A 22321-nucleotide genomic window follows, 5' to 3' on the forward strand; every position below is an offset into this window, starting at 1 on the left:
TACAAGCTGGCTTTATTTTAATTCTCATAAAATCATTCGACAAGCGAATCAATGATTCTTCTCTGAGTTGATAAAAAGAATTATCGTCATACATAGTAGAAAACATCTACTAACTTATTTGAAATTCAGGAACCGACTGATTATCGCAGTCGATTCCTGAGAGAATCTGAATCCCGTGTTAGGCTTTTGAGACTAGATCTGATCCAAAGCCTGCTTTAAATCGTTTATTAAGTCTTCTTGATCTTCCGTTCCCACCGATAACCGCACAAAATCGGGCGTGACTCCAGAACTTAATTGTTCTTCTGGTGTCAATTGTTGATGCGTTGTACTGGATGGGTGTATGATCAGAGACTTACTATCGCCAACATTAGCCAGATGCGAGAATAATTTTACATGATTGATCAATTTGACTCCATTCGACTGCTGTTGCTCTGGTGTGTCGCCTTGAATTCCAAATCCAAAAACGGCTCCACATCCATTGGGTAAATACTTTTGCGCCATTTTGAATGAAGGATGTGATTCGAGACCACAGTAGTTCACCCAGGAAACTTTGGGATGACTTTCCAGAAACTGAGCGACTGCCATCGCGTTCTGACTGTGACGTTCCATTCTCAGGTGGAGAGTTTCTAAGCCTTGCAAGAATTGGAACGCATTAAACGGACTCATCGCCGGTCCCAAATCGCGGAGTAATTGTACGCGAATTTTGAGAATATATGCGATATTCATCCCTCCGAAGGTCTCATAAAATTTAAGACCGTGATAGCTGGGGTCGGGTTCGGTCAAGCCAGGGAATTTTCCGTTATCCCAAGGAAAGCCGCCTTTTTCAATAATAATACCGCCAATCGAAGTACCGTGACCGCCAATGAATTTTGTGCAAGAAGCAACCACAATATCTGCGCCGTACTCAAAAGCTCGTAATAATGCAGGCGACGCCAAGGTTGTATCAACAATTAACGGGATCCCTGCATCATGAGCGATTTTAGAAATGGCTTCAAAATCGGGAATATCACAACGAGGGTTCCCAATCGCTTCTACATAAATGCATCGAGTATTTTCATCGATTGCTTTTTTGAAGTTTTCAGGATCACTTTGGTCCACAAAATTGGTTTTGATACCGAATTTCGGAAAAGTGTAATGGAACAGATTATATGTTCCACCATACAAACTGGACGAAGAGACAATGTTCTGTCCCGATTCCACAATATTTAGAATCGCAAGTGACTCAGCAGCTTGCCCGGAAGCGACGGCTAAAGCTCCGGAACCACCTTCCAGTAAGGCTAATCGCTTTTCCAGGACATCACATGTCGGATTCATCAGCCGCGTATAAATGTTACCGAATTCCTGAAGGCCAAAAAGTCTGGCCGCGTGATCAGTGTCGTTGAAAGTGTAAGAAGTTGTCTGATAAATGGGAACAGCCCGTGAGTTTGTTGTACCATCTGGTTCCTGGCCACCATGTAGACAGAGAGTTGCTAATTTCAATGCTTCGGCATCCATTGGATTTACTTTCTTGCTATGGGAAATAATTTGGCTTTTCAAGCTCAACTAGATATTTTAGTAAACTCATATGTGATGAAATAGAAACGAGAAATTCACACTATTTCATGCGAGACGAGAGACAATTCCAGTAAGACGAGCAATAGGAAACAGCCCGTAAAGTAATCTGTCATCCTATCGATGTTGAGCTTAAAAAACAATTCGCCCGCTTGTATCTCGATACTGTACTTTGCTTTTACGAAATCTCAATTAAGCCCATCTATTTGAGAAAAAGAGTAGATTTTCTCTTTTTACTTGGATTAGATTTTCGTTGCCAATTCCACTCTCCTACAATGAATGATATCCTGAGTTTTGAAATTGTTGATTGAAACTGAAGTATGATTCCTTAGCAAAGAAGGTACAACTATGCTCTGCTTGCAATCTGTAAAAGCGTTTATCATTCTTTTATTTCCTGTGTACTTTGGTTTTTTTACTGAAACAGCGTTAATGGGAAAAGCTCCCAAAGCAACGACCTCTGAGCAACCTGGATTAGTGATGCAGGAATTTGTCTATAACGAAGCTCCATTTCCCTCTTGCCACGCTTCGACGATTGCAGAGACACCAGAAGGATTAGTCTGTGCATTTTTTGGTGGTACAGCTGAAAAAAATCAAGATGTGGAAATCTGGCTTTCCCGCAACAAAGGGGCAGGGTGGTCGGCACCAGTGAGTGTTGCTGATGGCATCCAAGACGCTAATCATCGCTGGCCCTGCTGGAACCCTGTCTTATTTCAAACGAAACCGGGGACCTTACTGCTTTTTTACAAAGTGGGACCCAATCCAAGTGAATGGTGGGGGATGCTGAAGATTTCTCACGATCACGGAAAGACCTGGAGTAAAGCGACACGTTTACCGGATGGTTTTGTTGGTCCAGTAAAAAATAAACCCTTTCTTCTGTCTGATGGAACTCTTTTGTGTCCCGCAAGTACAGAACATGATGGCTGGCAGCTACAGATGGAATGGACTCCCGATTTAGGAAAGACCTGGCATCGGACTGGCCCGCTTAACGATGGCCATAAAGTTGGTGCGATTCAACCGTCCGTACTTCGTTATGGAGATCGATTACAAATCCTCTGCCGAAGTCGGAGACTAGGTAAAATTGTCGAAGCATGGTCAGATGATAATGGGCGATCCTGGAGTGAAGTCACTGCCACTTCGCTTCCCAATCCCAATAGCGGTACAGACGCGGTCACACTCAAAGATGGTCGTTCACTTTTAGTGTATAATCCAACAACAAAAGGCAGAAGCCCTTTACATGTCGCAATTTCTTCAGATGGAAAAAACTGGAAAACCGGCCTTGTTCTTGAAAACCAAAAAGGTGAGTACTCTTACCCTGCTGTCATTCAAACGGCTGACGGAAAAGTACATATCACATATACCTGGAAGCGAGAGTTGATCAAACATGTTGTCCTGGATCCTGCCAAGCTGAATCTCAAAGAGATAAATTGAGAGGCGACGGAGTTGGCAGAAATTAAACAATTTTCGACAGCTAATAGTAATCGCAGAAATTTTCTCTGGATTCTTTTTCAATGGATCCTGCAAGTTTTTTTTGCGTTTTGGCTGCGATACCAGTCACGGGGGAAAGAGCATTTACCAGCACGGGGAGGAGGCCTGATGGTCAGTAATCATCAGAGCTTTCTCGACCCCTTGCTGATTGGTCTCCCACTTAACCGTCCAGTGAGCTTCATGGCTCGTGACTCTCTATTTAGGGTGCCGATTCTGGGGCCTTTTTTACGTTACGAATTTGTGATTCCTATTAGTCGAAAGGCGGCAAGTTCACAAAGTTTTCGTGCTGCCATTCAGAACATAGAAGACGGGAACTTTGTTGGCATCTTTCCGGAAGGTACTCGTTCAGACAATGGAACAGTCCAACGATTCAAACCTGGTTTTTTAGCTCTATTAAAGCGAACTGATTGTGCAATCTATCCAATTGGAGTTGCAGGGGCGTTTCGCGCGTTACCGCGCGGAGCCTGTTTTCTTCGATTGAAACCTGTGCGAGTTGTATTTGGCAAACCAATTTCTGCAGAGTTGATCAAGCAATACTGCGACAGAGGTGCAGAAAAAGAATTATTGGAGCTCACGAGACAATGTGTTATTGAGTGCCAGCAGCAAGCCGAGGAATGGATAAATCCTGTAAGAACGAATTGATTTCTCTCAAGACAGGGATTGTCAATTGAAGCGAGCTTAATTATGGTTTTCCAGAGTATACAACTTTTGAATGATTGAATTTTGACTCAACCTAATTTTCAGGTGTAATTATGTCGGAACGGATTCTCAGTATTTCTGGATTACGGGGCGTTGTCGGAAATGGATTAACTCCTGAATATTTAACAAAATTTGCATCAGCAGTGGGAACATTAGCAAACCAAGGGACTGTAGTTCTATCGCGTGACGGTAGGGCGAGTGGTGAAATGGTACGTCATGCGGTTATTGCCGGGTTGATAGCGACAGGTTGTCGTGTAATTGATGCTGGCATCGCAACGACTCCCACCTGTGGTGTTCTTGTTACACATCTGAAGGCCGCTGGTGGAATTCAAATTACAGCCAGTCACAATCCCATTCCCTGGAATGGTTTGAAGCCTTTTTCAGCAGCCGGTTCTGTCTATGACCAAGCACAGGGTGAAGCACTACTTGATGTACTCAATAACGAAACCTTCAACTATGTTTCCTGGGACAAGTTGGGAAAACTAGAACTCTATGATGACCCGGCAGCACCTCATATCGATCGTGTTTTAAAATTGATTGATAGTGAGAATGTCGAGCAACAAAACTTCAAAATCGTCTTGGATTGCAATCATGGTTCAGGAGCAGTTGCTACTCCTCAATTATTGGAAGCACTAGGCTGTGAAGTCATTGTTCTCGGTGGCACGGCAGATGGTCAATTTGCACACACTCCAGAACCTCTCAAAGAAAACCTCACCTCTCTTTGTGAAGAAGTTGTCAAACACAAAGCGGACGCTGGTTTTGCCCAAGACCCTGATGCAGACCGTCTTGCAATTGTAGATGAAACAGGTCGCTATATAGGAGAAGAACTTACTCTAGCGTTGGCAGCCGACTATGTTCTAGCAAGAACTCCGGGCCCGATTGTCGTTAATGGCTCAACGAGTCGTGTCACGGCAGATATCGCAGCAAAATATAATTGCCCCTTTTCCCGCTCATATGTAGGAGAAGCCCATGTTTGTGCCAAAATGAAACAGGAATCCGCAATCATTGGCGGCGAGGGAAACGGGGGAGTGATCGATCCTCAAGTAGGCTATGTACGAGACAGCTATGTCAGCATGGCTTATATTCTGGCGGGCCTGGCTGATTCCCAAAAGCCCTTGAGTGAATGGGCTGATGCATTGCCTCAATATAGCATCGTCAAAAACAAAATCACTTGTCCCAGAGAAAAAGTTGACCACGCTTGCAACGCCCTTGAAGACCATTTTGATTCTGCAACAGCAACAAAGGGTGATGGCCTGCGGTTGGATTGGGACGACCGTTGGGTACAAGTCAGAGCCAGTAATACTGAGCCTATTATTCGGGTAATTTCAGAAGCACCACTAATCGATGATGCGGAAATGCTCTGCGCATCTGCGATGGAAATTGTAGCTAAAGCTGTTGCTTGAATAAAAAAAGAGAGTAAACATTCAGCACGATGTTTACTCTCTATTAAATCAAAGCATCGAAACTCAACTTTCCCAACGGGTTTTCATGAATTCCAGTCCTTTGGTTGCTAAATGTTCTTCGGTTGGAAACATTTTGCGCCAGATTCGAGTTGCTGCTGCCAATTCTGGTAATGCCAACCCAAATGCTTCAATCATTAACCAACCATCATAGTTTACTTCCTTCAGAGCAGAAAACGTTTCGTCCCAGTTCACTCCGCCTTCACCAGGAGTAGAACGATCGTTTTCAGAGATATGCACATGCACCATTTGATCGGCACATGCCTTGACTGCGGAAGTGATTGATTTCTCTTCAATATTGGCATGAAACGAATCATACATCATTTTTAAGTGCGGGTGATTGACTTCACGCGTAAACTGTGCACAGTCTTCTGCACAGTTTAAGAAATAACATTCGAAACGGTTCAGATATTCACAGACGAGCATCACGTCATGCTCTTGTGCATAGTCGGCCGCTTTGGCAAGCGTTTCCTTACCATAATTCCATTCATCGGCTGTTCTTCCTGCACCAGAAAATTCACCTAAAGCAGAGTGTATGGGGCCACACATGTGAGTTGCTCCTGAAGCAGCACACATATCAATCATACGTTTCAATCGAGACAATCCCGCTTCGCGGATTTTTGCATCACTGGAGATCGGGTTTTCTTCAGGCGTGCAAACTGTGACGGCAGTACATTCTAAACCTAATTCAGATAGTTTTTTTCCGACCTGCAAAAATTTCTGTTCGTCGGCTTCAAAAACAGGTAATTCAACGCCGTCATATCCCCAGCCTTTAATCTGTTCAAGCAGTCCGAAATGCGACTCATTCACATCCGAAGTCCAAAGCAGCATATTCAAGCCGTACTTCATAGTTGTTTTCTTTCAATCAATTAAGACACATAATGTTCGGGCGGCAATAAATCGTTGAGACGTTTTTCGACGATCCCGCGGCCGGTTTTCAGTATTGGAATCGTTTCTCCAGGTAATGGCTGTAGTTTGACTCGTTTCATAACTTGATTCAAGCGTACCAACATTTTTTGTGGGACGAGATAATCCTTTAAAAAACCTTCTTTATAAAAATGGATGAGCCAGTGTTTTAACTGATCGGTTTTGTTGTTGACCATTTTATTTGTGGCAACCTCTACTTTTAATGAGTCGATTTGATGAAACGCTTCATAATAATGATCAATTAATCCTGGATTTTGCTCCATTAAAACCGCATCCAATAACAGTTCAGTCACGATATGTCCCAGAAATCCGACGCGTGCGTATTGATCGTTAACAAAGAGCTTACGAAACATAAGCGAGAGGTCGGTACTGATTTCCAAAAATCCTTGAGTCGAGTGAAACCAATGGTCGTCATCAAGGTGTTGTTTGATACCGGAGGCGATTTCAGACTGGATCCATGATTCATCTTGTGTGAATGGGAGCACATTTTTTCGCCGCAGTCGGACACGACGATCGACGACTGATAGCAAATCGGGCAGGGCGGTTCCTGTCAGAAAATAGGGGCGATCAACAAATCTCATTCCATGTGCAAAGTAATTCATGGAGACATTTCATTGGTGAAAGTCAGATAAAATAGAATAAAGCGTGAATTCTAGTCGATTGGGAACTAAATTCACAGTTGAGCAGGGCTTGTTGAGATGAGATCCGCTCGAACTCGATCCCGTTTGCTTGTCGCTTGTTTTTACTAACAATAATTTCCGGCGTTGTTTGAGAACTGAGGACGTGACATTGGATACAACCTGAAAGATGCATATAATACCGGGCACACCATAGTCTTCATCAATCTTTGATTCTGCTCTGAAAGTGGGATATGTCTGATCGCCCTTTAAATATCATGTTTCTTCAGCGTGATCAAAGTACGCATATACAAACAGCCTGGGATCAAATCCATCAGTATCTCAAAGCACAACCTTCTGTCTATGTCTCTTCAGTTTCAGTTATCGAAGACTTCGATCCAGATAACTCCGACGCCGATTTGGTGATTGTGCTCGGTGGTGATGGAGCCATCCTCAGAGCCTGTCGCCAGATGAGACTGAACCAACTTCCTATGATCGGAATTAATTTGGGGCGGTTAGGTTTTTTAGCTGACCTGACCCCTGACGGATTCTGTAAGAACTTTCCACTGATTTTAGAACGAAAGTATAAAATTGTTGAGCACTTAATGTTTGAATGCAAACATTTCCTGGCTGACGGAACAACCAATTCGTATTTGGGGCTCAATGAAGTTGTGATTAGTTCAGCAGGCGCGATGTCAATGATTGATGTTGAATTAGCAGTTGACAACGAATTAGTCACGACTTATAGCGGAGATGGGCTCATCATCAGTACTCCTGTTGGATCGACGGCACATAGTTTATCGGCAGGAGGTCCGATCCTGAAACAGGACCTTCAGGCGTTTGTGATCACACCAATTTGCCCGCACACCCCCTCGAATCGTCCTTTAGTTGACAATGCGAGTGCGCTTTATTCTTTGACTGCTGCCAATGTTCCACCAGGCGCGATGCTGGTGATTGACGGGCAAATCAAAGTGCCTTATTCTTCCGGGGACCGTCTGGAAATTTCAAAAGCGACCGTCGCATTTAAACTCGCGCGTATCCCCGGTTTCAACTACTATTCTCGGCTCAATCGCAAGCTGGGCTGGGGGGGACAGCCGAAATATGGTGCTGAATGATGTCTGCCGATAAATTTCTTCTGACTTCCGAAAAAATGACCTCCCCATAATTTCATCGATGTGTTAATCTCAGCAAAGGTTAAGGAATTTAGTAACCCATTTTCATTAAGGGAAGGAGTCCCTGATGCGGTCCTTTGTGTTCTGCGTACTATCATTGAGTTTGATTTGTTCCTCTGTATCTTACAATCTTACTTTTGCAGAGGAAGATACAGCGCAATACCTTTTACGCTATAAATTTACGCCTTCTCAGTTTGTACATTATACGGTCGATTCACAGAACAAAATATCAGTGCAATTGAACCTGAATAAACAAACAACAATCAACACTGCTAAAACCGAAAAACACTATCGTGTGGTATGGGTTGATGAAAAGGGAAATGGCACTCTGGAAACTGTGATTGATCGTGTGCGAATGAGCGCTCAGTTTGATAATCAGGCACCAGCCACTTTTGATTCCCAAGATCCAAAACAGAAGGACCTGAAACAATATGAGAAAATACGAGAAACCATCGGTAAACCCTCTCGTATGGTCTATTCTCCACTCGGAAAGGCGATGCCTAAGAAGAGTGAGTCAAAACCTGATAACCAGGGTTTCTTGATTCCACTTCCCGAAGAGGAAGTAAAAATCGGAGATACCTGGAAAGAAGATTATGAGATCGAAGTTGCTGTTGGCAAAAAACTAAGAAAAAAAATTCCTATCAGACGGACTTTCACTTTAGAATCCGTCGATGACCAAATTGCTGAAATCAAATTCAAAACTAAGATTATCGCACGCCAAAATGACCCCAAAATTGGACTACAATTAATACAAAAAACACCCTCCGGGACCGTTAAATTGGATATCGAGAAGGGGATCATTGTTTTACAAGACATTTCTCTTGATAAAGCACAGGTCGGGATATTTCAAGGGCAAGGAGCAATGCGAGCAATTTCGTCTCGGGTAGAAACATTGGTCGATCCTACTGAAATTGCACAGAAAAATACGAAGTCAGATTCTCAATAAGAGAAATGGGGGGGTATATGCCTGATATTTCTCTTATGTCAGGCATATAGAAAATTTCCATTGTCTATGCGAAACTTCAGTCTGGACTTCGTTTTTTTAAGAGCTGGCAATCACTTATGAGTTGACGCTGACGTCAATTATTTTACACTGAGATAACAACGCGACGAGAAGGTAGGCAAGTGACTGCAAATAGCCATATTCTCTTTGCCCTGACGAATGATTCAAATGAACACCGTGCGGGCGCCTCAAATTTACCAAGAACTTTCTTTGAGAATGCTGTAGCTGGTACAAACTAGTCAGATACCTAAATTGCGTGAAGTTTTAAATTATATGCTATTATAGGTAATCTACTTCTACTGAGACCGGACATGCAACGGGTTGAGCTCTCTTCACAATTAACAAGCTTGTTAAAAGCCGCCAAACGGTTGGCTAGTGATTGTGAGATTGAAGTCGTATTCCTGTTAGCTGATATTCCCTATAATTTTCTGGAAATCAAGAAAGCTTTAGGGAAGTTACGCCTTGTCGTTTCGTCTGATAAGCCTGATGTTCAGCGCGCTGCTCAGGAAGATGGTATTGACTTGGTACCTTTGATTCACGAACCACAAACGCGACAAGTCCAAATCAGTCAGGCGATATTAGAAGCGATTGCAGATGAATTTCTTGCATCAGGCGAACGGATCGTTGCTCTGTATGCAGGATTTGAGAGGGAACAGGCTGATTCTCTGAGTATTGTCAGTCTTGCAGATCATTTAGCAAAACTAACTTCACGCGATTTGCAGCGTTTGGAAACCAAAGTCCCCTTGCAGACGCTACGAACGGTCGTCGATTTAGCAGTTGAAATTGGTAGGGAAGGTCGTGAAGGAAAACCCGTTGGTGCCTTATTTGTAGTAGGAAACCATCGCAAAGTCTTAGGTCTCTCTCACGAGCAAGTTCATGACCCGTTTAAAGGCTACTCACAAAAAGATCGCGTTGTGACGAATCCACGCGTCAAAGAGAGTATGAAAGAGCTTGCTCAAATTGATGGGGCATTCATAATCAGCTCTGATGGGGTCGCGCAATCTGCGGGGCGTATTTTGAATGCTTCAGCCGAGGGGTTGACTCTCTCTAAAGGTTTGGGGGCTCGTCACTGGGCTGCCGCTGCCATCTCCAAATCGACAGGGGCGATTGCGATTGCCGTCTCAGAATCAACGGGAACTGTGCGTATCTTTCAGGATGGTTATGTCGTATTGAGAATCGAACCGATGAGTAGTGCGATGAAGTGGTTTGATTTTGACACTGAACCACCCCAAACAGAATAAATATCTGTATCTGTTCAATCAAATCGTATCCGTATCATCTTTTTTTGAAAGCAGATACGTAAATTTTCTCAAATATTCTCTTCCCATGATTTGTAATATTTGCTATGAATCCCTCGCAAGAAGCAATCCTTGAATTTCTTCGATAGTTTTAGTGTGAGCTAAAAATACCAATAATCACTTCAACTTAGGTTGAAAGATTTTTATCTCGGGTTTGCTATCAGCTTCAATACAATTTGTATTACTTAAGAGCTTGTTCAGCGGGAAGGGAGTCCCATGTCGAATGTAGCGATCAAACTCATCGCCGTTACCGGAGTCGTTGGTCTAGGCTTTTTGATGTTCCTTCAGGCACAGAAAGGGATGCAGACTGGTGCTGATGAGAGCCAGATGAGCCAATTAGAATCACTCGATGGTGTGAATGATAAGGTCTCATATCCCGACGCTCCTGCAACTGTGAGAAAACAAACAGAAAAAAATACGGAGCCACTTAAAATCCCTTTCAGCAAAGTACCTGCTGAGCTTTCTGAATTGGCAGCCCGCACTGCAAAACTTTTACCAACTCAGAAAAAAAAGCCTCGCGAAATACCATTTGAACCGAACACAAAATCTTCCAAAATCAAACTTACGGCAGCATCTGATGAAGTAGTAACCGATGACCAGAAAGTGGCTGAAGTTACTGAGTTTAAGAAGGGTATGACTCTTGAGGCCCCTCCCAAAGGTCTTGACTTCCGTGAATCTTCAGAGATGAAAGTGTCCAAAGCCACCGAGAATCCCTTTTCAGATTCTCTAAAAACACCTCTTGAAAAAGTGGAGTCACTTACTCCAACTCAATCAGAGTTTAAGACAGGACCACAGTTTGGTTTACCAGCATCGGATTCAACTGCAAGCTCGCTTTCTAAAGAAACGAACCCATCTGAAAAGATTCCCGGCAAAGAAAATTCAGTGAATCCGTTTAAACAAGCTGACACAGCATCAGATCAACCTCGTTTGTCAGATCAGAAAATTCAGCCGGTTGAACAAACTCAAGTTGAAGAAAACCCATTTACAGAAGAAGAACTGCCTGTTAAGAAACTGGAAAATAATGAACCACCGTTTGAGGTAAGTAAAAAAAATACGAATGACATTCCTACTATCGATTCCAATCCGTTTATGACAGTTCCTGATCAAAAATCAGAACCGAAGACACTTTCGATTCCACCGAAACAAAAATTAACTCCCGAAGTAGAACCGGAATTCAATCCATTTGCTACAGAATCAAGTGCGAAATCAATAGAGCCCGTTCCTGATAAGCAAGATGAAATTGGGACTGCTCCACAAATCACAACTGAAAATCCTGAAGCAAAAGAGATTACAGATAACTCAATTCAACTCGATAAGGATAGATCGCCATTTAATAGTGATCCTAAGCCAAAACGAGAGCCTGTCTCTGAAAAGAAGTCTTCGGATGTTGTTGTCATAAAAAAACGTAAAGGAAAGTCGAGTCCTGAAACACCTCCCCTATTTACGATCGAAAGTGGGCCCAGGAAAGTCACTGAAGCAACTCCTGATCCTGTCGAACTTGCCCCGAGTCCAGAACCAAAGCCTTTAAGCCTTGTTGAAGAGAATCAACCTGTTCCACATGAACCAGCAAAACTAAAGGTTCAACAGAAAATTCATTCCCCTAAAATGACGATTCAAAAAATGGCACCTCCCGAAGCAGTCTTGGGAGAACCATTTATTTACCATGTACTCGTTAAAAATATTGGAACTACTTCTGCACAGGAAGTGGTCGTCGAAGACCGTATTCCTAAAGGCGCAAAGCTTACCGGTACAATTCCGCGTGCAGAACAAATCAATGATCGCATCATTTGGCGCTTAGGTTCAATGGGACCAGGAGTTGAAAAGAAAATATCCATTCGAGTTATACCTGAAAAAGCAGGCCAAATTGGAAGTGTCGCAACGGTGAACTTTGTGACCGAAGTCGCTGCGGCAACAAAAATCACATCACCAAAACTGATCATCCAATCAGATTCTCCGGAGGCAGTGAAACCTGGTGAAATCACTGTAGTCAATTATACGATCACGAATTCAGGATCGGGTGATGCAAAAAATGTGTATGTACGAAGTCTCATTCCACCACAATTTTCGCATCCTGGGGGCGATGATATTGAATACAGTGTCGGTGTGATTCCTGCCGGTGAAACTAAACAGATTCAACTGAAATTAAAGGCAATCAAACCCGGTTCAGGTAAGAATGTTTCCAGTGTCATTGGTGATGGGAACCTAAAAGCGGAAACAGAAGTTCCCCTTAAAGTTGTCGGTAATGGTGAGAAAATTTTGTTAACTCGAAAAGGCCCCAAAAACAGATATCTTGGACGCTCAGCTCAGTACGAAAACGTTATCACCAACAATTCAGAACAGCCAATACAAAACATCTCTGTTTTTGAATCAATCCCTCCTGGCATGAAGTTTATTTCTGCATCAGCCAACGGACAGTTTGATCCGGTTCGTAAGGTTGTTCAATGGGATATTCTTGAATTACCAGCCAGTGATCAGCAAATGCTATCCATCGAATTGGAACCAACGACCGTGGGAAAAGCACTAAGCACTGTTCAGGTCGTCATTGATAACAGCAGTAAGTTTGCAGTAAATTTACAGTCAGAAACGACTATACTTGGCCAACCTTTACTGAAAGTGGAAACAAGCGAATTAAAAGGACCACTTGAAGTAGGCGAAAAAATGGCAATGCAAGTACAGCTGCTGAATCAAGGAAGTGCCTCAGCTACGAATGTCGAATTCCGGGTCAAAATCCCACAAGAATTGATGTTTCTCTCTGCAAAAGGACCTGCAAAATATAGACAAGCCGGATCCTATGTGATTTTTGAATCGACTCAGGAATTACCAGCAAAACAAGCATTAGACTTTGAACTCTTCCTAGCTGCCCGAAATAAAGGCGATGCGCGAGTGTTGGTTCAAGTCCAGTCCAGGCAAATGGAAAAACCTCTTAATCAGGAAGAAGCCATTCCTGTATTAGATAAACTCCAATAAGTAATACGAAAGCAAACGCTCCCAACTTTAGTTTTCAGGAACGCTTGCTCTATTCATGTTTCCAATTCAACATTCCAATAGGATTCACTGATGAAGCGGAACCAGCTGTCGATTCGTATGCTTTGCATCGCATAAAAGGGTTTCCACTTCGGACGAATTGGTTCTTTTTGCAATTTCATCCTTGCTTGCGATGGCGTTCGGGCAGCCTTTTTTGAATTGCATTCCACACAAGCCAGGACACAATTCTCCCATGAAGTTTCGCCACCTTGAGACCGCGGCAATACGTGATCGATTGTGAGTTCTTCGCTGCCTGGTTGGCAACCACAGTACTGGCACGTAAAACGGTCACGCTTGAAAACATTTCGACGACTGAACGTCACAACATTGCGCGGGACGCGATCATACTTCAGAAGTGTAATCACTTCTGGTACCCGAAATCGTGAATGACTACTTTGAATCGACAATTCATCGTCATTTGGATATAACTTTGCCCAATCTGACCACGAATATGTTTGATAGTCAGCAGGGTCGACGATCAACGCGCTCTCGTTCCAGATTTTGACAACGGCACGAGCAACGGTCGTAACCCCCACAGGTTGCCAGTTTCGATTCAGTATCAGCGTTGGTCGTTCCAATGTTGATGCTACCATGATTTCAGTCCTGATCATTTAAAAAAGGGTGTTCGGGGGGAATTGAACCCACCTCTTTAACATTCACAGTGTTACGTGCAAAACCATTACACTACGAACACCATATCGAATTTCAACAAAAAGCGGAAGCCGTGGGACTCGAACCCACAAGCGATTTTAATCGCCACCTGTTTTCAAGACAGGCTCCTCATCCAGCCGGATGACTTCCTGAAAGAAAAAATTTTCATGATTCAATCAAATCGAACGGATTTCCGTTACTTTGTATTTCTTGGGGAAATTGAACTCGTATCTTTGACTTCAAAGGCTTGTTCCCTGTCCATTAGATCAAAGAGGTAAGAATTTGATAAATGAATCGGGAGGCGCTCGAATCCTCGTCTACGGTTCTTCAGACCGTCGCTATACCGTCTCAGCTACCGATTCTTCCAGATAACAAAAAAGCCTGATGTCACGAGAACACCAGGCTATATATACATTCGAAATTGCAAATACCGGGTGTTACAAGCAGAGCAAGTGACTGCACTGATCTTCCTTGAATAAGGAATGATTCGCCTTTCCTATACCATAATTAAAGAGTCTATTCTGTGTAATCACTTTTGGAACTGCTCCTTTACTAGTTGATTCGAACTTAGAATTCTTTTGTTTCAACTAAGACGGAATCCGTGAATAAAAGTTCGTGCTAAACTGAATTTTCTACCTTACTAACAAAGAAATCAAAACAAAATTTGGTGGGTATTTTGAGAGATGTATTCGAAACTGAAATATCAAATTCAGTTATCTTAGAATTTGTTAAGAGCAGATGACCTTCGTTTCATTTAGCCTTGTTCTATGAAATCTACTTATTCAGTGAAGTGAGGAATTGTATCAACAAGGGTACTATAGTTCACATTTAGGGCGTCAGATATAACTGTAGAAATTCACAAAAAGTTCTGAGATGCGAGTGATTTCTATTGACCTTATTATACAATTTATATCATATATAATATATTATATGTTTGATTTTATTATTCTACTTCTATAGATCGTTTTATGTTTTGTAAGGAGAGTGAAAATGATGTTGTCCAAGCCCCGAAAACAGAACGGTTTTACTCTGATTGAATTACTGGTCGTTATCGCGATTATTGCGATACTGATCGCGCTTCTCTTGCCAGCTGTACAACAGGCAAGAGAGGCAGCGCGTCGATCTACCTGTAAGAATAATCTCAAACAAATCGGATTGGCATTGCACAATTATCATGACACGTTTGGGGTCTTTGTCCACATGATGGGGGGAACCGCCAATGGTCGATGTTTTGGAGGTAGCCCTGTTACTGATGGCTGTGGGACGGGTACGTTTGGAAGTGGAAATGAAAGCCGTGTCAGTGGATTCATTGGTCTGTTACCTTATATTGATCAGGCACCTTTATTTAATCAAATTGCTTCACCACTGGGAAGCTACCCGGCATTTGGCTCTTCACGCGATGATGGAGGTTACGCCCCCTGGAAAGCAAAGCTTTCTTTAATTCTTTGTCCTTCAAATCCAGCACCTGCATCCTATCGAAATTTTGGCTGGACGGTCCCACAAAGCTACGTCTTTTGCATGGGGGACACGATAAATAATTGGGGTGTCAGAAATACAAGGGGAATTTTTGGATTTCAATCCAGTACTCGCTTTCGAGATATTATCGACGGTGCCAGCAATACAATCATGTTAGCAGAAAGAGGTATCTATTCTGGTAATGACAGAGACGTTCGTGGTTTGGCTGCCAATGGTGTGAGCTCGGTTCTCACGGCGCCGAATACCTGTTTTACAACCGCCAGTGGTGGACTCTACAACGCAGGTCAGAGCGTCCAGAAAGACAGACATATGGGGGGGATGTGGCAACATGGTCAACCACATTTTGCCGGATTCTGTACAGTGTTACCTCCCAATAGTCCTTCATGCATGTCGAATACACACGGCGATAGTTGGGCGCTTGCGAGTGCCAGTAGTTATCACGAAGGAGGCGCACATGTTCTCCTGGCTGATGGCGCCGTACGTTTTGTCAGTGAAAATATCGACACAGGAAACTTAGGCGCGGCACCAGCCACTAGTGGCCCAAGTCATTACGGGATTTGGGGAGCCCTGGGGACGAAAAATGGAACTGAGACGGTTGGTGAGTTCTAAAAAAAATCCTCACCACGGCGTTGCACGATTGCACGTGTGTCATTTCCAAATTCAGAATTACAATTTTACGAGGCTTTTAATCATGTTTTGCATTAATTGTCTACATCGAATCAGCATCACACTCTGTTTTTTCGTAGTTGGTTCACTGGCCGGTTGTTCGTCTGAAACTCGTGAAATTCCAGAAACAGTTCCTGTCAAAGGCGCGGTTTTATTTAAAGGTGAACCTGTAAAGGGAGCTTCGGTTGTTTTTTATAATCCAGAAATAAAATCAGCGAATGCAACAATTAATGCCACGACTAATGAGATGGGAGAATTTGAACTGAAATCCTACTTCGGACCTCGAGACGAAAGAAATGGTGTTGTCCCAGGGACTTATAAAGTCACCATTTTGAAAATGGCTCCTCCCGGAAAGATGACGGAAGAAGAGTATCAAGCGAAAGTCACAGAGGCTGACAAAATTGTATCTGCTGGTGGAGTTCTGACGCAGGCACAAACCCCGCCAGAACTAACACAAATGATTCCGCGACAGTATTCTGATGTAACCGTTTCAAAATTGGAAGCTAAAGTGGATCCTGAGCAGGATAACCATTTCCAATTTGATTTGAAATAATCCAACCAATCTCAATGTAATTGTTGAAAGAAGTCACCAACTCAGCTTACTTGTTTTGGAGTCGTTCCTGCATTAATTTTTCAACCAGATTTGCTGTGTTACAGATATGTTTTTCCATTGTTTGTGCAGCGAGATCACAATCGTTTGATTGTAGCGCTTTGATGATTTGTTTGTGGTCCGAGAGCGCGATTTCTTGTGCCTGACTTTCATTGTCAACAACTTCGCGAATTGCTTGAACCAGGGTATTGTATCGGCGTAACTCATCTTGCAAACGTACACTGCCACAATGATCTGCAATCAATGTATGTAGCTTGATATCAAGCAACATCGCTTTTTGTGACCAACTATCGCCCCGAGGCTCTTTGGCGATCGTTGCAAACTCATCTGACATTTCAGACAGTAGTCTTGGTTCAATATTCCCACACGCTGTTCGAATCGCTTCAACTTCCAAAATTCTTCGAAGTTGATAAATTTCACGGATCTGAGCGACTCCAAATTCACGCATTACCGCACCACGGTTGGGAAGGTTTTCAACAATCCCGATCGAAGCCAATTCGACCAGAGCCTCGCGAACGGGGGTAGCACTGACTCCAAATTGCTCGGCTAGATTTTGAATCACCATCCGGTGTCCAACGGGAAATTCGTCTCGAATCACCGCTGCCAGAATTCGTTGCACGACAACCTCACGGATATTCCCTCTGGGAACCATGGAGAACGATCCAGGTAGATTGGTAGTAGACATGACATTTCCTTGAATGGCCGTGTAAATGCTTACAATCTCACACTAAAGCATTGTGTATATTATATATGATGTGAGAGGCAGTTAAAAGAGGGGCTGCAATAAGTTCTGAAAAAGGAATACAACATACCTGAAAAAAGGGAGTCTTATTGATTTGATTCCTCAGGCAATGATATTTTGTACAACTTCTCCAGCCACATCAGTCAGGCGAAAATCTCGCCCTGAATAATGATAAGTCAGCCGTTCATGGTCAATGCCCAGAAGATGCAAAATCGTGGCATGTAGATCGTGAACATGAACTTTGTCCTGCATGGCGCGGAACCCGAATTCATCCGATTCACCATGTACGACTCCACCTTTGATTCCGCCGCCCGCCAGCCACATGCAGAATCCAAACGGGTTATGATCACGGCCATTGATGCCCCCTTGTGCAGTCGGAGTCCTGCCAAACTCGCCTCCCCAGACAATGAGCGTTTCATCCAGCAAACCCCGTTGTTTCAAGTCGGTCATCAGTTGTCCAATTGGTCGATCTATGTCTTTACAAAGTCGCTCATTACTCTTGTCATGATTACTGTGTGTGTCCCACGGTTGTCGATTCCCATAGTAGATTTGGACAAATCGCACGCCACGTTCACTTAAGCGGCGCGCCAAAAGGCAAGATTTCGAAAACTCGCTCTTACCGTAAGCTTCCTGTAATTTTTCAGGCTCTTGCGAAATATCAAATGCATCCGTTGCTGCAAACTGCATCCGGTAAGCTAGTTCCATTGATTTAATTCGTGTCTCAAGGGCACTGTCTCCCACTCTGTTATTGAGGTGTTGTTTATTAATTGCCAGTACCAGATCCAACTGTTTTTTCTGTTCTTCGGGAGTCAATGCCTCATTCTTCAAATAGGGAATCATTTTCTCTGGCGTCAGATCTTTATTATTGATATGTGTCGCCTGATGCTTGCCTGGTAAAAATGCACTCCCCCATAATTTGGGACCAACCACGGGTTTACCAGGGCACAGTGCAAGAAAACCGGGCAAGTTCTGATTCTCAGTTCCCAGACCATACGTTAACCATGAACCGAGACTGGGACGAGTAGGCGTGAGCGTTCCTAAGTTCATCATGCACAGCGCTGGCGCATGATTGGGAAAATCAGTATGCATTGAGCGAATAATCGCCATGTCATCGACATGTTTGGCAATGTTGGGAAGGTGCTCTGAAACGGGAATACCTGATTTTCCCGAGTTAATAAACTTGACGGGTGAAGGGAGCAAGCCCATTGTTTTGGAAGCAGTTCGAATATTTGCCGCCGCGGGACGCTGCCCCTCGTACTTTTTCAAGGCAGGTTTCGGATCAAAGGTATCAACCTGAGAAGGACCGCCACTCATAAACAAAAAGATGACGCGTTTTGCTTTGGGAGCAAAATGGGGAGTTTGCTGCGGTACTTTTTTGGGGGCTGCGTCCAAAGTGGAAAGCATACCAGCCAGACTCATCATACCAAAACCGCCGCCCACTTTCTGTAGAATTTCGCGTCGGGTCAATATTCCATGTCTGCTTGTATTGATCATCTTCTGAGTCTCTTTAGCTTATCAAATATGTAATAACGAGGATGGAAACATTAGTCAACAAACATCATTTCATTACTGCAGAGCAAAGCCTGACAGTATCGTTGCCAAGGTGTGAGCTTCTTGGGATCAACATCCTGCCGGCCTTCGTAAGTCCCGTTATTTTTGTTTTTTGTGATATCAACAGCTTGAGAAAATTTCGGATTGTCAGTCCGTAATGGCCAGCAGGATAGCGGGTCTGACTCCAAAATCGAAGCCAGGTACTCAGCATGAGCAAGCTCGTCTTTTTCCAGCTTGGCTGCTTGAAAATGTTTTTGAATTTCATTGGGATTCAAAACACGATTAAACACCGCAACCGCCCCCAGCTGCCCGTGGAAATTCGAAAAATTATCATTCCGACCAGCGATAATGATTTCAGAAACACCTGATTCATACCCCGGCTTCGCTTTTCCTGAAATTTCCGGTTTCGAATTTCCGTTGAGATAAACCCTAATATTTTGCTGGTCGCGAACCATGACTACATGATTCCAGGTTCCCGGTTGAATCACCGTGTTTCCGAAAAGTGATTGCCTTTTTTGATCACCGTTGTAGAAAAACAGCCGCCCCTCTTTGTTAGGTCGATATTTTCCCGCGATACCTAAATGGTCGCCGGCTGCCTTGGGAGCAGAATCTTTACCACGTGAAAAGAAATAACCGGTGATGATACGCTGGTCATTGGGGATCTGGTTTTTCACCCAAAGTTCAACCGAGTAGCGGTCACCCAGTTTTTTGACATTCGCTTTGATACGTTTGCCTGCAAATGTCGGGATCTGTTCAACAGCGGGTGTGGGTGTGCCAGTAGAATCGGTCTGTTCTATAAACTGCAGGCCAATCTGCATTTCGGAACGTGTCGGCGTACGTGAGAATAAGATTTGATAAATGGCGTCGATTCGTTTTTCTGAAGATTCTCCTTCCAGCCTTTTCGCTAGTTTTTGTGCTTGCTGCCTGACAAACGGCGAATTCAATACAAATAGTTGTTGTAATGGTGTCGTCGTGTTGGCACGTCGGGCCGCATGGATGGCGGGATCAGGAAAATCGTAAGATTGTAAGAATGTGCTCAGTTTGTGACGCGAGACCATCGCATAAACACCGCGCCGATCAAATTTGGAATCGTCAATATCGCCGGAAGGTCCTGATTTTGTCAGATCCAGATTATCGCCGGCCACTAATAACGCATCGCGGTAGACTTCCGCTTCCAGTCGTCTTCGATTGAAGTAAGACAAAAGACGATTATTCGGATCAGTAATCTTCTGTGCTTCCGACAATGAGACATTTGAAGTTTGCCGATACGTGGCTGATAACATGATCCGTCGATGTAACTTTTTGATCGACCAACCCTGATCCATAAACCAGACAGCGAGATCGTCCAATAATTCCGGGTGACTGGGAAGGGCTCCCGTTTTTCCAAAGTTACTCGGCGTATCAACCAGACCTTCACCAAAATGGTGTAGCCACACTCGATTCACCATGACTCGCGCCGTCAAAGGATTGTCGCGGTTCGCAATACTATGCGCCAATTCCAGTCGACCACTCCCTTTTTGAAAAGGCTTTGGTTTCTCTTTTGAAAGCACTTGCACAAATCGTCGTGGCACAAGTTTTCCCAGGTTGTTGGCACTTCCGCGAATGAACACATTTAAGTCGCGCGGCTTATTGGGATAATAGACGATCTTCATCCGGTCTGCTGTGATTTCTTCAACTCGAATTTGCTCTTCAGTGAGCGCATCAGCCAGTGGCAGATCAAAACCGGGAGTTGCTTTTTTGATGTCAGCAATTTTCGCCTTATTCTCTTTGATGGTCTTATTGGATTTGGCGATCTGGGCTGTGTTCTGCTTCAATTCTTCTGCCGGGGGAAAGAATTTGATAATGGCCTGCTTTTTGATGTCTGGTCGAGGTGCGATCAAAGTCGACTCTGGTTTCGGCGACTTTTTAATGATTTCTTTAAGTAAGGCGTTTCGCTTATTCCATGTTCTAATTTTCTCAGTCAGTTCTGTATTTTGTTTTGTGAGCTTATCTGCTTTATCACGGGCAGGTTGTGTTTTCGCAATTTCTGCATCGGGAATGATTGGCCGAGTCGTCTGTCGAACCGACGCAAAAACACCTGCGATACCGTAATAATCTTCAACAGTCAAAGGGTCATACTTATGATCATGACAACGGGCACATGCCATGGTCAGCCCCAACAAACCACGACACAAACTATCGACACGGTCCTCCCAGTCGTCCGCATAGCGATTTTCCAGCGTGAGTCGGGAAAGTGCGACTTCTTTATGGTAGGAAGGCCCCAATCCCATATAACCCAACGCGGGGTAATCTTCGGGTCCTGTTTCTGGGAGGAAGTCGGTCGCCAGTTGACGAATGATGAACTTGTCATAGGGCAAATCATCATTGAATGCTTTGATGACCCAGTCACGATAACGGTACGCGTGAGGATAAGGACCGTTGTGTGGTCCCATATTCGTGTTGTCTTCTGCATACCGCGCGACGTCGAGCCAATGGCGTCCCCAGCGTTCGCCGTAATGCGGAGAGTTTAACAACCGATCAATCAGTTTTTCATAGGCTTGTGGAGAAGAATCATTCACAAACTGCTTAACTTCTTCCGGTGTCGGAGGCAAACCAATTAAATCGAAATAGGCACGACGAATTAAAGTCTGTTTATCAGCCGCGGGAGCAGGCGCAAAACCTTTCGATTCTTGCGCAGCTAAAATAAAGTAGTCGATTTTGTTAAGTGGCCATTTCTGTTGTTTCACGGCTGGAGCTGGCTGGCTTTGGGGAGATTGAAACGACCAGAAATCACGCGCTTTCGCAAAATCAATTTCTGCTTTGACTTGTTTCTTGCTCGTTTTGTTGCGTGGATCGGGAGCGCCCATTGCGATCCATTTTTCAAAATTGGCAATCACTTCATTGGGTAGCTTGCCTTTGGGAGGCATTTGATAACTATCTTCGCCATAACGTAAGGTTTCGAGTAACAGGCTTTCTGCTGGTTTGCCAGGAACAAGAGCTGCCCCCGAGTCACCACCTTTTAATAACCCGTGTTTTGAATCCAGCAACAAACTCCCTTTGAGATTTTTGGTATCCTCTGAATGGCACTCATAACAGTGCTGAATCAAAACAGGACGAATCTTCTTTTCGAAGAAATCGAGCCCTGCTTGATCTGGCTGTGACTCTGCTCCGAAAAACGCGGGAGTCAGTAAACCGAAAAGACCCGTGAATACGATGCCGAATGTCACTTTTTGCAAAGTTTTCATGATCATGTCTACGATGGTTGAGGTCAGGTGGGAAAAAGCCAAGCAGGCTGAGGAACTCTGTTATCTATCTTGTTGTATCACAATCAGATACATCAAGTAGCATTTATATCATATCGGGAAAAATCGGGAATAACAATATATTATTTAAAAAAGCACCTGAATCGA

Annotated in this window: 16 protein-coding genes and 3 tRNA genes; 9 read left to right on the forward strand and 10 right to left on the reverse strand. The window is 43.8% G+C overall.

From position 1 onward, the window contains the following. Positions 1–192: 192 nt before the first annotated feature. Positions 193–1494 carry an O-acetylhomoserine aminocarboxypropyltransferase/cysteine synthase family protein gene (locus V144x_RS14575; protein ID WP_144985875.1) on the reverse strand — a complete coding sequence of 434 codons (1302 nt, stop codon included), beginning with the start codon at positions 1492–1494 and terminating at the stop codon, positions 193–195. Between the two features lie 486 nt (positions 1495–1980). Here V144x_RS14575 and V144x_RS14580 point away from each other — a divergent pair, with 486 nt between their 5' ends. The 3 genes from V144x_RS14580 (at position 1981) to glmM (ending at position 5138) form a co-directional block, all read left to right on the forward strand. Further along, on the forward strand, positions 1981–2979 hold the full coding sequence (locus V144x_RS14580) for a sialidase family protein (RefSeq protein WP_144990906.1): 999 nt from the start codon (positions 1981–1983) through the stop codon (positions 2977–2979). 12 nt (positions 2980–2991) lie between these two features. Further along, on the forward strand, positions 2992–3678 hold the full coding sequence (locus tag V144x_RS14585) for a lysophospholipid acyltransferase family protein (protein WP_144985876.1): 687 nt from the start codon (positions 2992–2994) through the stop codon (positions 3676–3678). A gap of 110 nt (positions 3679–3788) precedes the next feature. Then, positions 3789–5138, forward strand: a complete 1350-nt coding sequence (glmM, locus tag V144x_RS14590) for a phosphoglucosamine mutase (RefSeq protein ID WP_144985877.1) — start codon at positions 3789–3791, stop codon at positions 5136–5138. A 63-nt stretch (positions 5139–5201) separates the two neighbouring features. On the opposite strand, the gene V144x_RS14595 is transcribed toward glmM, so the two are convergent. Both V144x_RS14595 and V144x_RS14600 read right to left on the reverse strand, forming a co-directional pair. Continuing rightward, the gene (locus V144x_RS14595) at positions 5202–6044 is read right to left on the reverse strand and encodes a sugar phosphate isomerase/epimerase family protein (RefSeq protein ID WP_144985878.1); all 843 of its coding nucleotides are present in this window, start codon (positions 6042–6044) and stop codon (positions 5202–5204) included. 20 nt (positions 6045–6064) lie between these two features. Beyond that, positions 6065–6724 (reverse strand): hypothetical protein, encoded by a 660-nt coding sequence (locus V144x_RS14600; protein WP_144985879.1) that lies wholly within the window; start codon positions 6722–6724, stop codon positions 6065–6067. 269 nt (positions 6725–6993) lie between these two features. On the opposite strand from V144x_RS14600, the gene V144x_RS14605 reads away from it, so the two are divergent. From V144x_RS14605 to V144x_RS14620, 4 genes are all read left to right on the forward strand, one after another. Continuing rightward, positions 6994–7854: an NAD(+)/NADH kinase gene (locus V144x_RS14605; protein WP_144985880.1), complete on the forward strand. Its 861-nt coding sequence runs from the start codon at positions 6994–6996 to the stop codon at positions 7852–7854. A 124-nt stretch (positions 7855–7978) separates the two neighbouring features. Then, the gene (locus tag V144x_RS14610; protein ID WP_144985881.1) at positions 7979–8857 is read left to right on the forward strand and encodes a DUF6263 family protein; all 879 of its coding nucleotides are present in this window, start codon (positions 7979–7981) and stop codon (positions 8855–8857) included. 368 nt (positions 8858–9225) lie between these two features. Further along, positions 9226–10155, forward strand: coding sequence for a DNA integrity scanning protein DisA nucleotide-binding domain protein (locus V144x_RS14615; protein WP_144985882.1), 930 nt, complete (start codon positions 9226–9228; stop codon positions 10153–10155). A 273-nt stretch (positions 10156–10428) separates the two neighbouring features. Next, positions 10429–13179, forward strand: a complete 2751-nt coding sequence (locus V144x_RS14620) for a COG1470 family protein (RefSeq protein ID WP_144985883.1) — start codon at positions 10429–10431, stop codon at positions 13177–13179. Between the two features lie 53 nt (positions 13180–13232). Here V144x_RS14620 and V144x_RS14625 read toward each other — a convergent pair whose 3' ends face one another. The 4 genes from V144x_RS14625 to V144x_RS14635 all read right to left on the reverse strand — a co-directional run bounded on the left by V144x_RS14625 (position 13233) and on the right by V144x_RS14635 (position 14249). Next, entirely contained in the window at positions 13233–13829 is a 597-nt protein-coding gene (locus V144x_RS14625) for an HNH endonuclease (RefSeq protein WP_144985884.1), read from the reverse strand. A gap of 27 nt (positions 13830–13856) precedes the next feature. Beyond that, positions 13857–13930, reverse strand: a tRNA-His gene (locus V144x_RS14630). A gap of 22 nt (positions 13931–13952) precedes the next feature. After that, positions 13953–14037: transfer RNA gene (locus V144x_RS28395), tRNA-Ser, on the reverse strand. A 140-nt stretch (positions 14038–14177) separates the two neighbouring features. Then, positions 14178–14249, reverse strand: a tRNA-Phe gene (locus V144x_RS14635). A gap of 628 nt (positions 14250–14877) precedes the next feature. Here V144x_RS14635 and V144x_RS14640 point away from each other — a divergent pair. Together V144x_RS14640 and V144x_RS14645 are read left to right on the forward strand one after the other, a co-directional pair. Then, positions 14878–15972, forward strand: a complete 1095-nt coding sequence (locus V144x_RS14640; RefSeq protein WP_144985885.1) for a DUF1559 domain-containing protein — start codon at positions 14878–14880, stop codon at positions 15970–15972. A gap of 82 nt (positions 15973–16054) precedes the next feature. Further along, complete coding sequence (locus tag V144x_RS14645; protein ID WP_144985886.1) at positions 16055–16582, forward strand: carboxypeptidase-like regulatory domain-containing protein; 528 nt, start codon at positions 16055–16057, stop codon at positions 16580–16582. A gap of 46 nt (positions 16583–16628) precedes the next feature. Here V144x_RS14645 and V144x_RS14650 read toward each other — a convergent pair whose 3' ends face one another. The 3 genes from V144x_RS14650 to V144x_RS14660 all read right to left on the reverse strand — a co-directional run bounded on the left by V144x_RS14650 (position 16629) and on the right by V144x_RS14660 (position 22156). Then, entirely contained in the window at positions 16629–17324 is a 696-nt protein-coding gene (locus V144x_RS14650; protein WP_144985887.1) for a GntR family transcriptional regulator, read from the reverse strand. A gap of 159 nt (positions 17325–17483) precedes the next feature. Further along, a complete protein-coding gene (locus V144x_RS14655) occupies positions 17484–18875 on the reverse strand; it encodes a DUF1501 domain-containing protein (protein WP_144985888.1) in 1392 nt (463 codons plus the stop codon). Between the two features lie 50 nt (positions 18876–18925). After that, a complete protein-coding gene (locus V144x_RS14660; protein ID WP_144985889.1) occupies positions 18926–22156 on the reverse strand; it encodes a DUF1553 domain-containing protein in 3231 nt (1076 codons plus the stop codon). Between the last annotated feature and the right edge of the window lie 165 nt (positions 22157–22321).

This window comes from Gimesia aquarii, assembly GCF_007748195.1.
In the GTDB taxonomy this organism is placed as follows: domain Bacteria; phylum Planctomycetota; class Planctomycetia; order Planctomycetales; family Planctomycetaceae; genus Gimesia; species Gimesia aquarii.